Origin of the sequence: Myxococcus sp. CA033, from assembly GCF_013336625.1 — a bacterium.
Taxonomy (GTDB): Bacteria; Myxococcota; Myxococcia; order Myxococcales; family Myxococcaceae; genus Myxococcus; species Myxococcus llanfairpwllgwyngyllgogerychwyrndrobwllllantysiliogogogochensis.
This window is the reverse complement of sequence record NZ_JABUMU010000001.1, coordinates 1,437,051-1,449,754: the sequence shown is the minus strand read 5'-3', so window position 1 is coordinate 1,449,754 and position 12,704 is coordinate 1,437,051. Positions and strand designations below refer to the sequence as shown.

Genomic DNA, 12,704 nt, shown 5'->3' with positions numbered 1-12,704 from the left:
GAATGAAGACCTTCGAAGGTTCCATGACGGCGCTCGCGACTCCGTTCCGGAACGGCGCGCTCGACGAGTCGGCTTACCGGGCGCTGGTGCGCCAGCAGATTGAAGGCGGCACCAGCGTGCTCGTGCCCATGGGCACCACGGGCGAATCCGTCACCATGTCGGCCGATGAGCAGGCCCGCGCGGTGCGTGTGGTGGTGGAGGAGGCGAAAGGCCGCGTGCAGGTGCTGGGCGGCGCCGGCTCCAACAACACCGCGGAGGTGATTGCGAGCGTGGGGCGCGTGCGCGACGCGGGAGCGGATGGCTCGCTCATCGTCACGCCGTACTACAACAGGCCCACGCAGGCGGGGCTGGTGGAGCACTTCCGCGCGGTGGCTCGCGCGCATCCGGGCTTCCCGATTGTCGCCTACAACGTCCCGGGCCGCACGGGCGTGGACCTGCTGCCGGAGACGGTGCAGCGGCTGTGCGACTTCCCGGAAGTGGTCGCCATCAAGGAGGCCACCGGCAACATGGCCCGGGCGGTGGACATCCTGGAGAAGTGCGGAGACCGGCTGACGCTCCTGTCCGGCGACGACTTCACCGTGCTGCCCTTCATCGCGTGCGGTGGCAAGGGCGTCATCTCCGTGTCCTCCAACGTCGCGCCCCGGCTGATGGCGGACCTGGTGGCCGCGGGTCGCGCGGGTGACTTCGCCAAGGCGCGTGAGCTGCAGGTGAAGATGAACAACCTGCACCGGCTGCTCTTCGTGGAGTCCAGCCCCATCCCCGTGAAGTGGGGGCTGCACCTGTTGGGCCTCTTCGGGCCGGAAGTCCGCCTGCCGCTGGTGCCGATGACCGCGCCCAACGCGGAGAAGCTCGGCGATGAGCTGCGACTGCTGGGCCTGCTGAAGCACTGAGCGCCACGACACGACACCGAGGAGCGCGGCCACATGATTCGCACCGTCATCACCGGCATCACCGGTCGCATGGGCAGCACGTTGCTGCGTCTGACGCGTGACGCGGAGGACCTCCAGGTGGTGGGCGCCACGGAGCGGCCGGGCAGCGCCGCGGTGGGCCTGGACGCGGGCCTGGCCGCCCGGCTGGGCGCGCTGGAGGTTCAGGTGGTGGATGACCTGGCCCGCGCGCTCGACACGGCGACGGCGGACGTCGTCATCGACTTCACCAGCGCCGAGGTGAGCGTGGCCCACGCGAAGATGTGCGCGGCGCGCGGCGTGGCCTTCGTGTGCGGCTCCACGGGCTTCTCGCCGGAGGCCACGGCGCTCTTGGTGGAGAGCGCGAAGGCGATTCCCATCGTCGCGGCGCCGAACATGTCCGTGGGCGTCAACGTGGTCATCCGCGTGGCCGCGGAGCTGGCGCGGGTGCTGGGACCTGGCTTCGACGTGGAGGTCCTGGAGGCGCACCACCGGATGAAGAAGGACGCGCCCAGCGGCACCGCGCTGCGGCTGGCGGAAGTGCTCGCCTCCGCGCTGGGGCGCACGCAGGACGACCTGGCGTTCGCCCGTCACGGACAGATTGGGGCTCGGCCCCCCGATGAGATTGGCGTGCAGACGTTGCGGGGCGGGGATGTGGTGGGCGAGCACACCGTGTACTTCTTCGGTGAGGGCGAGCGCATCGAGCTGACGCATCGGGCCACCAGCCGAGACCAGTTCGGCCTGGGAGCGCTGCGCGCGGCGCGCTGGGTGGTGGGCCGCCCTCCGGGGCTGTATGACATGGCCGACGTACTCGGCTTCCAGAGGACTTCATGACGACCGCCCGCTACTGCCGCTTCCTCCACGAAGGCCGTGCGAACCATGGCCGCGTCGAGGGCTCCGAGGTGGTGGTGCTCTCCTCGGCCCCCTGGGTGGGCGGGGTCAAGGACACGGGCATCCGCCGTTCGCTGTCGGCGGTGACGCTGCTGGTTCCCTCGGACGCGTCGAAGGTCGTCTGCATCGGTCAGAACTACCGCAAGCACGCGGAGGAGATGGGCAAGCCCGTCCCCACCGAGCCGCTCATCTTCACCAAGCCCTCCACCGCGCTCAATGGCCCGGGCTCGCCCATCCGCATCCCCAAGGCGAGCCAGGAAGTGCACTACGAGGCGGAGCTGGCGCTCGTCATCGGTGAGCGGCTGAAGAACGCGGACGAGACGACGGCCGCGCGCGCCATCTGGGGCCTGACGTGCTTCAACGACGTCACCGCGCGCGACATCCAGAAGCGTGAGACGCAGCACACCCGCGCCAAGGGCTACGACACCTTCGCGTGCGCGGGCCCGTGGGCGGTGACGGGGCTGTCCCCGTCGGACCTCCAGATTTCCTGCCGGGTGAACGGGCAGGTGCGCCAGGACAGCCGCACGTCGGACATGGTGTTCAGCCCCGCTCGCCTGGTGGCGTTCATCTCCCACATCATGACGCTGCTGCCGGGGGACCTCATCAGCACTGGCACGCCGTCGGGGGTAGGGAAGCTGTCGGCCGGCGACTCGGTCGAGGTCGAAATCGAGGGAATCGGGACGCTGCTCAATCCAGTTGAGATGGAGCCGTGAGCACCATCATCTATGTCGGGTTGGGCTCGAACGAGGGGGACCGCGAATCCCACCTCGTCGCCGCTCTCACCGCGCTGTCCCGCATCGATGCGGTGGCCGTGCTTCGTTGTTCCTCACTCTTCGACAGCGCCCCGGTGGGGCCGCCGCAGCCGCGCTATCTGAACGCGGTGGTGGCGTTGGACTGCGATTTGTCGCCGCAGCGGCTGCTGGTCATCCTTCAGCAGATTGAAAAGGACCTGGGGCGGCGGCGCGAGCAGCGTTGGGGCCCGCGCACCATCGACCTGGACATCCTCTTCTGCGAGGGCCAGGTGGTGGCCGACCCTCACCTTCAGGTTCCCCATCTGGAATTGCACAAGCGTCGCTTCGCCCTGGAGCCGTTGGCGGAGCTGTCGCCTGCCTTGCAGCACCCCGTGCTGGGAATGACGGTGAAGGAGCTCCTCGGGAAACTCGCCCCGCAGGATGTCCGCAGGAGTGAGGCCACCGCGTGGCCCGAAGCGAGCCTGCCGAGCAACGAGACATGAACCTTTCCCTGGCCCTGGCCACCGCGGCGCTGCTCGCCGCCGAGCCTTCCCCGTTACCCCCTGGTCACCCGCCCGTCCCTCCGGGGACCCAGGTGTCGCCCGCGAAGCCGTCCGCTCCCTCGGGAGGCGCGCTTCCCGAAGGCCATCCCGCCGTGGAAGGTGGCGCGTCGCCCACCGCGGCGCCCACGGGCGAGCTGCCCTCCGGTCATCCTCCGTTGTCCGGCACCGGCAAGGCGCCGCCGTCCGCGGAGGAGCTGCTGCGACAGCTCGACTCGACGGAGGGGCTGCAGGGGCGGGAGAAGACCTTTGAAATCGCGGCGTCGCTGGGGCGCCTGTACTACCTGAACGGCCGCAATGCGGAGGCGGGCACGTACCTGCTCCAGGCGGACGAGCGCGCGAAGCCGGTGCGCGACGTGTTCCTCGCGCAGCGCAAGAAGCTGGGCAAGGCGACGCTGGCCACGGCGGAGGCGGCGGGCTGCGGCTTCACGCCCGGGCAGGCGCTGGAGGCGATGGGCGCGGTGGCGCAGGAGCGCGCGAAGAAGGGCGACGTGGCGGGTGCGGCGGCGTGTGCTCGCGCGGCGTTGGAGCCCGCGCTGGAGACGGGCGTGATGCGCGCCAATGCGCTCTTCCTGTCGGGAAACGCGGCGGGCGCGCTGGTGGCGTACGGCGCGGTGCTGGAGGTGGAGCCCCGGCACGAGGAGGCGCTCTACGGGCGCTCGGCGGTGTTGTTCGAGACGAGGGGCGAGGACCTGACGGCGCTGAAGCAGGCGCGCGAGGGCTTCGAGGCGGTGCAGGCGATGAATCCGGCCTCCTCGCGCGCCGCGGCTGCGAAGCGGCTGGTGACGCTGGTGGATGAGACGGTGAAGGCGGGGGGCCGGGCGAAGCTGCTCGCGTCGCGTGCCGAGGACCGTCGCATCCGGTTGGCGCAGGCTCCGGCGGCGCAGGGGCCGGACGCGCCGCGCCCGCTGACGCGGGAGATGGTGGACGCGGTGCAGAACACCGAGCGCACGCCGGAGCTGGAGCAGGGCCTGGCGAAGCTGGTGGACGAGGGCGAGGAGCACCTGTCGAAGGGGCGCTTCCAGGAAGCGCTCGGCAACTACACGCGCGTGGTGCCCTTCCAGCCGGAGAATGGCCGCGCGAAGGCGGGCATGGCCTGGGCGCTGACGGGCCTGGGACGTCCCATGGCCGCGCGCGTGTGGGGCGTGGCGGTGCAGACGGACCCGGCGTCGGTGGAGAAGCTGGGCGACACCCTCAAGGCCAAGGGCGACGACAAGGGCGCCAAGGCCCTGTGGGAGAAGCTGGCCACGGACGCGCCGGACTACGCCAACAAGGCGGGGCTCCAGGCGAAGCTCACGCAGTAGGCGCCACGTCGAGCACGGGCGTCACGCGACGCCCGATGCTCAGAGTCGCCGTCTGCTCCGTGGCACGCCGTCGAGCTCGGCGCCTCCGTCGGAGTGAGCCACCCGGAAGCAGCCACGCGACGCCCGAGGCTCCGAGTCGCTCGTCTGCCCCGTGGCACGCCATCGAGTCCGGCGCGCTGGGAGCCTCCGTCGGAGTGAGCCACCGGGAAGCAGCCGCCCGATGCTCCGAGTCGCTCGTCTGCTCCGTGGCACGCCATCGAGTCCGGCGCGCTGGGAGCCTCCGCTTCCGCCGGGGTGAGCCACCCGAAAGCTGCCACGCGCCGCCCGAGCGCTCAGACGAACTTCGCGGCGAGCAGGTCCTGCACGTCGAGCAGGCCCACGGCGCGGCCCTCGACGTCGACCACGGGGAGCTGGTCCACGCGCAACTCGCGCATCTGCGCGGTGGCGGCGATGACCAGGGTGTCCGGCGTCACGCACCGCGGCTGCTTCCCCATGATGTCACGCACGGGGATGGCGAAGTCGGTGAGGCCCTGCTCCACGCGGCGGCGCAAGTCGCCGTCCGTGAAGATGCCCACCAGCCGTCCCCGTCGGTCCACCACGCACGCGGCGCCCGGACGTCCCGGCGTCTTCGTCATCACCCCGACGACCTCAGACAGCGGGGCGATGTCGCGCACCAGCGGGTTGGCCGGTCCGGTGCGCATCAGCTCGAAGACGCGCTGCACGGAGCGGCCCAGCTTCCCACCGGGATGCAGGAGCGCGTATTCATCCGTGCCGAAGGGGCGCGAGCGCATCACCGCCATGGTGAGCGCGTCGCCCAAGGCGTGCAGCGCGGCGGTGGACGCGGTGGGCACCATGCCCATGGGACACGCCTCCGCGATGCGGCCGATGTCCAGCACCACGTCCGAGCCCTTCGCCAGGGGACTTTGCGCATCCCCCGTCAGCGCGATGACCGGCGTGGCCATGCGCTTGAAGGCGGGCATCAGTCGCAGCAGCTCCTCGGTGGAGCCGCTGTTGGACAGGGCGAGGATGACGTCTCCGCGCGCCACGCGCCCCAGGTCCCCATGCACGGCCTCCGCGGGGTGCAGGAAGACGGAGCGGATGCCGGTGGAGGCCAGCGTGGCGGAGAGCTTCTGGCCGATGTGGCCCGCCTTGCCCATGCCCGTGACAATCACCTGGCCCGCGCACGCGCGCACCAGCCGCACGGCCTTGAGGAAGGGCGCGCCCAGCCGCGTCGTCACGCCGAGGATGGCGTTCGCCTCCGCCTCCAGCACATCGCGTGCGCATGCGAGCAGCGCCTCGTCGTCCGGCTCGGGCTCGGACGAAGGGGCTGGCGTGGAGCGGCCGGGGAGGGCGCGCAGACGGGGCTTCTTGACGGCGGAGCGAGGGGAGCGGGCCATGGCGTCGGCTTCGCCTTGTACCTGCCGGACACCACCGTGGCCACCCTTGACGCGTGGGGGGGCATCGGTTACGCGCCTGCTCGCCCGGCCCCCCAGGCCGATTCCTTTTCCAGCCCTTCACCGGGCCACCCAGGAGAGTGACGAGATGAAGTTCTTCATCGACAGCGCGGACGTCGAGGAAATCCGCAAGGCCCACGCCATGGGCTGCGTGGACGGCGTCACCACGAACCCGTCCCTGTTGGCCAAGGTCGGCCGCGGGCTGGAAGAGACCATCCGGGAGATCTGCTCCATCGTCGACGGCCCCATCAGCGCGGAGGCCGTGTCCCTGGACGCCGACGGGCTCATCGCCGAGGGCCGCGTGCTGGCGAAGATTCACGACAACGTCGTCGTGAAGATTCCCATGGGCGTCGAGGGCGTAAAGGCCGTCAAGGCGCTGACCGCCGAGGGCATCCGCACCAACGTCACCCTCATCTTCTCCGCCAACCAGGCCCTGCTGTGCGCCAAGGCCGGCGCCACCTACGTGTCGCCCTTCGTCGGACGGCTGGACGACATCTCCCAGGACGGCATGGAGCTCATCTCCAACATCTTGGAGATCTACCAGAACTACGATTTCGACACGCAGGTGCTGGTCGCCAGCGTGCGCAACCCCGTGCACGTGCTCCAGTCCGCCCGCATGGGCGCGCATGTCGCCACGCTGCCCTACAGCGTCATCACCCAGCTGGCGAACCACCCGCTCACCGACGCGGGCATCAAGAAGTTCCTCGCGGATTGGGAAAAGGTCCCCAAGGCGAAGAAGTAGACGCACCCTGGGTCCCCGGAGGGCCTTCGTGGCCCCCGGGGTGTCGCCCGCCCCCCTGGGCTCCACTTTCCCAGGCGGGTTGGGCTGGAGATTTCGCGGCGCGGCATGTATTCGTTGACTTCCGAATCAACACGTCGACGCACCCCGAGGAATCTCATGGAATTCCAGCTCACCGAGGACCAGCGCGCGCTCCAGCAGGCGGCGCGCAAGTATGCCCGCGAGGTGGTTCGCCCCAAGGCGGCGCACTACGACGAGACGGCCACCTTCCCCCGGGACCTTCTCGCCACGGCCTTCGAGCTGGGCCTGCTCAACATGGCTGCCCCCGCGGAGTACGGCGGCGTGGGCCTGTCGCACCTGGACCAGACGATTGTCGCGGAGGAGCTGAGCTGGGGCTGTGCGGGCGTGGCCACGTCCATCATCGCCAACGACCTGGCCAACCTCCCCATCATCCTCCACGGCTCCGAGGACCAGAAGAAGCGCCTCTTGAGCCACTTCGCCGAGCGGCTGAAGTTCTCCTCCTTCTGTCTCACCGAGCCGGAGGCCGGCAGCGACGTCGCCAACATGCAGACGACGGCGCGCCGCGAGGGTGACGAGTACGTCATCAACGGCGCCAAGTGCTTCATCACCAACGGTGGCCACGCCGAGCAGTACACGGTGTTCGCCACGGTGGACAAGACGAAGAAGCACAAGGGCATCACCTGCTTCGTCGTGGAAGGTCGCCCCGCGGGGCTGACCGTCAGCAAGCACGAGAACAAGATGGGCCAGCGCGCCAGCGACACCGTGTCGCTGACGTTCGAGGACGTGCGCGTCCCGGTGAAGAACCGCATCGGTGAAGAGGGCCAGGGCTTCGCCATCGCCATGGCGACCCTGGACAACAGCCGCCCGCTCACCGCCATGTTCTCCGTGGGCATCGCCCGCGCCGCGCTCGAGCACTCCATGGAGTACGCCTCGCAGCGCAAGACGTTCGGCAAGCCCATCATCGAGCACCAGGCCATCCAGTTCATGATCGCCGACATGGCCATGAACACCCACGCGGCCCGCATGCTCACCTACGAGAGCGCGTGGCTGTTGGACCAGGGTCAGCGCAACACCCTGCAGTCCAGCTATGCCAAGTCCTTCGCCGCGGACATGGCCATGAAGGTCGCCACCGACGCGGTCCAGGTCTACGGCGGCTACGGCTACATCAAGGAGTACCCCGTCGAGAAGCTGATGAGAGACGCCAAGCTCATCCAGGTCTACGAGGGCACCAGTCAGGTCCAGCGGCTCGTCATCGCGAAGGAACTGTTCAGGTAGAAAAGCAGAACTGTGTCCGGCGGCCGTTTCCCATTGCCGCCGTGACACCCGGATGCCTATTAACCCAGACCGTTCGCGCGTCGCGTCAATGCGGACCGCACGGACTGTTTTCCAGCCTTCATAAACGCCTCCCGCAAGGAGAAGCCCAGCCGTGAAGATCCTCGTCACCGCCAAGCGCGTGGAAGACCCCGAGTCCAAAATCAAGGTGAAGCCCGACGGCTCGGGCATCGTGCAGGAGGGGCTCAAGTACAAGATCAACCCCTTCGACGAGATTGGCGTGGAGGAAGGTCTCCGGCTCGTCGCCAAGCACCAGGGTGAAGTGGTGGTGGTGTCCATCGGTGGCAAGGAAGTGCAGGAGCAGCTCCGGCACGCCCTGGCCATGGGTGCTCACCGCGCCGTGTGGGTGAACCACACCGGTCCGTTGGACCAGTTCGGCATCGCCGCCCTGCTCCAGAAGGTGACGGAGAAGGAGAAGCCGGACCTCGTCATCCTGGGCAAGCAGTCCATCGACGACGACCAGAACCAGGTGGGCCAGTACCTGGCCGAGTTCCTGGGCTGGGGTCAGGCCACGTTCGCCTCCAAGGTGGAGTCGATGGAGAGCGAGCAGGAGAAGAACAAGGTCCCCGCCGTGACGCTGACCGCGGACGGCAAGGCCGTGCGCGTGATTCGCGAGGTCGACAACGGGCTGGCGACGCTGGAGTGCCAGCTGCCCGCCGTCGTGACGACGGACCTGCGCCTCAACACGCCGCGCTACGCCAGCCTCCCGGGCATCATGAAGGCGAAGAGCAAGCCCATCGAGGAGCTGACGCCGGAGAAGCTGGGCGTGGATGTCGCCCCGAAGATCCAGATCGTGAAGCTTTCGTCCCCGCCCGCGCGCAAGGCCGGCATCAAGGTGCCGGACGTGGCCACGCTGGTGGACAAGCTGCGCAACGAGGCGAAGGTCGTCTAACCCTCTCGGAAGATACGGAGACACTCCCATGCCAATCGTTCTCATCGTCGCCGAGCAGCAGCCGGACGGGCACCTTCGCAAGGCCTCTCTCAACGCCATCACCGCGGGCAAGCAGCTGGCCGACAAGGCCGGCGCGGAGCTGCACATCGCCCTCATCGGCAAGGACCCCGCGAAGGTCGCCGACGAACTCAAGGGCACCGGCGCCAAGGCCGTCCACGTGGGCGCCGCCGCGGAGCTGGAGCACTACCTCGCGGAGACGTACGCCCCCGTTCTCGCCACGCTCGCCACCGAGCTGAAGGCGGACTACGTGGGCATGGCGTCCACCGCCCAGGGCAAGGACCTGCTGCCCCGCCTCGCCGCGCGTCTGAAGGCCGCCATGGCCACGGACATCACCGGCCTGAACGGCTCGGGCGCGGATATCACCTTCAACCGTCCCATGTGGGCCGGCAACGTGTTCGCCGAGGTGAAGCTCACCACGCCGGTGAAGGTGTTCACCGTGCGCGCCACGGAGTTCGCCGCCGCCGGTACGGGCGAGGGCGCCGCCGAGGTGAAGGCCTTCGCGCCGAAGGTCGAAGCGTCGAAGACCAAGTTCGTCGAGTTCAAGGAAGTGAAGAGCGCTCGCCCGGAGCTGACCGAGGCGCGCGTCGTCATCTCCGGTGGCCGTGGCACCAAGGGCGACTTCAAGGAGATTGAGGCGCTGGCGGACGAACTGGGCGCTGCGGTGGGCGCGTCCCGCGCGGTGTGTGACGCGGGTTGGGTTCCCAACGACCTGCAGGTCGGCCAGACGGGCAAGGTGGTCGCTCCGTCGCTGTACATCGCCGCGGGCATCAGCGGCGCCATCCAGCACCTGGCGGGCATGAAGAGCTCGAAGACCATCGTCGCCATCAACAAGGACGCCGAGGCGCCCATCTTCCAGGTGGCCGACTACGGCATCGTCGCGGACCTCTTCAAGGTCCTCCCCGAGCTGCGCACGGAGCTGCACAAGCTGAAGTAGCACTCCGGCCCGCAAGGGGCTCAAGACGAGGGGCGACGTGGGGCAGTGTCCCCGCGCCGCCCCTTCGTCGTTTCCGGTGTTCGCGCCTACAGCTCGATGTCGCTGTCGCGTCCGCGCTCCGGGGCGTCCTCGTCTCCAGCGGGTGGCTCCGTCGGAGGTGGCAGGGGCGCCTCTTCCGCCCCTTCGTCCTCGGGGAACGCGTCGGGTGCTTGGGGTGCGTCGTCGCGCAGGTCGATGCGCGTGCCGTCCTCCAGCTCCACCGCGAGGGTGTCGTACCGCCACTCGCCCTCGCCCTGCTTCTTGGCGTCGACGTGCAGCATGCCGTCGGCCTGGGGCCCGTCGAGGGGAATGGCCAGCCGCGTGTGCGTCACGCCGTTGACGGTCCGCACCGACGTCTGCTTGGGCAGCCCGTTGTCGATGGGCGAGCCCAGCGCGGTGCGCACCTCCGCGTCGGAGCGGGCAATGGCCACCGCCTCCGTGAAGGCGTCCATGTTCTTCAACGACGAGTAGCCGAGCCCCACGAGCGCGAAGCCCAGGCAGCCGCACGAGGCCAGCACGCCCAGGCAGCCCACCGGCACGAACCACTTCCAGTTGCGGCTCCACCACCCCTGCTGTGGCACCAGCGAGCCCTCGGGCGTCGCGTCCATGACCTCACTCCTCCTTGAGCCACCTCCCGGCGGGGCGGCGCTCCTCTCTTAGCGAGCCCGGAGCGCGCGGGATAGGGCCCCGGGTTCCAGTCGCCTCGCGTCGGTTGGTGTGGGAGAGGGGAGCGGCTAGATTCTGGCGGACGAGCGACAGGGGAAGGCTCGTGTCGGGCCGGACTTCCCTGGAGGTGGCGCGTGCCGCCGCGGAAGACGCCGTCCACCGAGGTGCTGCTGGACGTGCTGGAGGCGCTGCCTCCGGGCCAGAAGCTCTGGGTGCGAGGTGTAAGCCAGGACCTGTATCCCCTGCTGCGCGTCGGTGACGCGGTGAGGGTGCTGCGCTGTGGGCCTGGCGCGACGTCGCGCGGGGACGTGGTGCTGGTGCGTCAGGCGCGGATGCTGACGGCGCGGGTGGTGGTGTCCACCCGTCCCTGGAGGACGGCCACGCTGCTGGGCGCGGAGGAGCGCTCGGGTGGGGAAGTGCTCGGCCGGGTGGTGGCGCTGCGGCGCGGCCGGTGGCGGGTGCCGTTGCCCAGGCCCTTCCGACCGGCGCTCTGGGTGGCCCAGCGGACCCTGGCGACCGCGTGGGCGAGGCCCGAGACCCGGCTAGTCTATCGGGGTGTGAGGGACTTCTTCTTCTCCGGCTGGTCGAAACCGCTGCGGCGCCACCTGGTGGGGCCGCTGGCGGTCCGACTGCTGCGGGCGGAGGACCAGGACGCCCTGCTCCTCTTCGCGAGCGAGCGACTGGTGGTGTCCGCCAGCTTCCTGCGCCGGCAGCTTCGCGAGCGTTGGGGGGTGGAGGACTCCGAGCGCCGAGGCGCGGCGGCGGGTGCGCTGGACGCGAAGGGGAGGCTCCACGGCTTCGCCTGGGTGGACTCGTATCGGCAGGAGGGGTTGCCGTTGGATGGCGTCTGGGTGCGTTCGCTGGTGGTGGCGCCTCAGGCCCGGCGGATGGGAGTGGCCACGCAGCTGTTGGCCTGTCTGCTGGAGGAGGCGCACCGACAGGGGGAGCCGAGCGTCCAGGCGGATGTGGACGAAGACAACGCCGCGTCGCTGCGAACGTTCGAGAGGGTGGGCTTTCGTCGGTCATCGGACGCGCTGACCCGGCGGACGAACGAGGCCTGGGACGCTGCGGGGCGCTCCAAGCGATTGGTGGTCCTGGAGCGGGACTCAGGGCGCTGAAGTCGCCGGGGTTGCGTGAGGGCTCGCGGTGAGTCAAAAGCACCCGCGCCGCGCCTTCGCGTCGTGAGGACTTCCGTGAGCATCTCCACTCCCGACAGCATGGGGCGCGGGCCGACTCGCCTGGAGCGACTCAAGGGCCTCCAGGCGGACGGCGCGCTGCTCTTCATCACCCTCATCTGGGGCGTCACCTTCGTGGTGGTGAAGGACGCCCTGAGCTTCGCGGACCCTTTCACCTTCCTCGCGCTTCGCTTCGGGGTGGGCGCGGTGGTGTTGAGCGCGTTGGCGGGGCGACAGGTGTTCTCCCCGACGAACCTGCGCCATGGCTCGGTGCTGGCCACCTTCCTGTTCCTGGGCTTCGCGCTCCAGACGTGGGGGCTGACGCTCACCACGCCGTCGCGTTCGGCGTTCATCACCGGGATGGCGGTGCTGTTCGTCCCGCTGTTGTCGCTGCTGGTGTTCCGGCGGATGCCGAAGCCCGCGGCGCTGATGGGCGTGGCGTTGTCGGCGGTGGGGCTCTACCTGCTCACGCGGCCCGCGCCGGGCGAGGGGGGCGGCTGGCTGAGCGTGGGAGAGCTGCTGTCGTTGGGTTGTGCGGTGGCGTACGCGGGGCACATCACCCTCACGGAGCGCTACGCGTCGAAGGAGGGCGTGCTGGGGATGGTGGCGGTGCAGTTGTGGGGCGTGGCGCTGTTGTCGGCGGCGTGCCTGCCCTTCGTGACGCGCAAGGTGGAGTGGAATCCGTCGCTGGTGACGGCGGTGCTGGTGTGCGGGCTGTTGCCGAGCGCGCTGGCCATCAGCATCCAGACGTGGGCACAGGCGCGGACGTCGGCGGTGCGCGCGGCGGTCATCTACGCGTTGGAGCCGGTGTTCGCGTCGATGTACTCGGTGGTGCTGGGCTACGAGGTGCTGGGCGCGCCGGAGGCGATGGGCGGTGGGCTCATCCTGACGGGGGTGCTGGTGGCGGAGCTGGGGTCGCCGGCCTGGACGTGGTGGAAGTCAAGGCGACGGGGAGTGCAGGGGACGGGCTGACGCCGGGGGCTGCTCCCCGGGCGGACAGG

13 protein-coding genes are annotated in these 12,704 nt (G+C 69.7%); 11 read left to right on the top strand and 2 right to left on the bottom strand.

All coding sequences use genetic code 11. The annotated features are described in order from the left end of the window. The first annotated feature begins 2 nt into the window (after positions 1-2). From dapA to HUA78_RS05680, 5 genes are read left to right on the top strand one after another with little or no spacing between them, the layout of a single operon-like run. Positions 3-890 carry a 4-hydroxy-tetrahydrodipicolinate synthase gene (gene dapA / locus HUA78_RS05700; RefSeq protein WP_141644307.1) on the top strand — a complete coding sequence of 296 codons (888 nt, stop codon included), beginning with the start codon at positions 3-5 and terminating at the stop codon, positions 888-890. A 33-nt stretch (positions 891-923) separates the two neighbouring features. After that, a complete protein-coding gene (gene dapB, locus HUA78_RS05695) occupies positions 924-1,739 on the top strand; it encodes a 4-hydroxy-tetrahydrodipicolinate reductase (protein ID WP_141644306.1) in 816 nt (271 codons plus the stop codon). After that, positions 1,736-2,509, top strand: coding sequence for a fumarylacetoacetate hydrolase family protein (locus tag HUA78_RS05690; protein WP_141644305.1), 774 nt, complete (start codon positions 1,736-1,738; stop codon positions 2,507-2,509). Before dapB ends, HUA78_RS05690 begins: the two co-directional genes overlap by 4 nt. Next, the gene (gene folK / locus HUA78_RS05685) at positions 2,506-3,030 is read left to right on the top strand and encodes a 2-amino-4-hydroxy-6-hydroxymethyldihydropteridine diphosphokinase (RefSeq protein WP_141644304.1); all 525 of its coding nucleotides are present in this window, start codon (positions 2,506-2,508) and stop codon (positions 3,028-3,030) included. Before HUA78_RS05690 ends, folK begins: the two co-directional genes overlap by 4 nt. Next, on the top strand, positions 3,027-4,391 hold the full coding sequence (locus HUA78_RS05680; RefSeq protein WP_174475807.1) for a hypothetical protein: 1,365 nt from the start codon (positions 3,027-3,029) through the stop codon (positions 4,389-4,391). Before folK ends, HUA78_RS05680 begins: the two co-directional genes overlap by 4 nt. A gap of 332 nt (positions 4,392-4,723) precedes the next feature. On the opposite strand, the gene HUA78_RS05675 is transcribed toward HUA78_RS05680, so the two are convergent. Next, positions 4,724-5,788 (bottom strand): SIS domain-containing protein, encoded by a 1,065-nt coding sequence (locus HUA78_RS05675; protein WP_174465552.1) that lies wholly within the window; start codon positions 5,786-5,788, stop codon positions 4,724-4,726. 145 nt (positions 5,789-5,933) lie between these two features. On the opposite strand from HUA78_RS05675, the gene fsa reads away from it, so the two are divergent. The 4 genes from fsa to HUA78_RS05655 all read left to right on the top strand — a co-directional run bounded on the left by fsa (position 5,934) and on the right by HUA78_RS05655 (position 9,823). Next, positions 5,934-6,587 (top strand): fructose-6-phosphate aldolase, encoded by a 654-nt coding sequence (fsa, locus tag HUA78_RS05670; protein ID WP_174457545.1) that lies wholly within the window; start codon positions 5,934-5,936, stop codon positions 6,585-6,587. 156 nt (positions 6,588-6,743) lie between these two features. Next, complete coding sequence (locus tag HUA78_RS05665; RefSeq protein WP_174457544.1) at positions 6,744-7,880, top strand: acyl-CoA dehydrogenase family protein; 1,137 nt, start codon at positions 6,744-6,746, stop codon at positions 7,878-7,880. 151 nt (positions 7,881-8,031) lie between these two features. Next, a complete protein-coding gene (locus HUA78_RS05660) occupies positions 8,032-8,829 on the top strand; it encodes an electron transfer flavoprotein subunit beta/FixA family protein (RefSeq protein WP_141644299.1) in 798 nt (265 codons plus the stop codon). Positions 8,830-8,857: 28 nt separating this feature from the next. Then, the gene (locus HUA78_RS05655) at positions 8,858-9,823 is read left to right on the top strand and encodes an electron transfer flavoprotein subunit alpha/FixB family protein (RefSeq protein ID WP_141644298.1); all 966 of its coding nucleotides are present in this window, start codon (positions 8,858-8,860) and stop codon (positions 9,821-9,823) included. Positions 9,824-9,909: 86 nt separating this feature from the next. Here HUA78_RS05655 and HUA78_RS05650 read toward each other — a convergent pair whose 3' ends face one another. Next, positions 9,910-10,470, bottom strand: coding sequence for a cytochrome c oxidase assembly factor Coa1 family protein (locus tag HUA78_RS05650; RefSeq protein WP_174475806.1), 561 nt, complete (start codon positions 10,468-10,470; stop codon positions 9,910-9,912). Positions 10,471-10,662: 192 nt separating this feature from the next. Here HUA78_RS05650 and HUA78_RS05645 point away from each other — a divergent pair, with 192 nt between their 5' ends. Both HUA78_RS05645 and HUA78_RS05640 read left to right on the top strand, forming a co-directional pair. Continuing rightward, positions 10,663-11,646, top strand: coding sequence for a GNAT family N-acetyltransferase (locus HUA78_RS05645; RefSeq protein WP_174475805.1), 984 nt, complete (start codon positions 10,663-10,665; stop codon positions 11,644-11,646). 75 nt (positions 11,647-11,721) lie between these two features. Continuing rightward, positions 11,722-12,675 carry a DMT family transporter gene (locus HUA78_RS05640; RefSeq protein WP_246137319.1) on the top strand — a complete coding sequence of 318 codons (954 nt, stop codon included), beginning with the start codon at positions 11,722-11,724 and terminating at the stop codon, positions 12,673-12,675. The last annotated feature ends 29 nt before the right edge of the window (positions 12,676-12,704 follow it).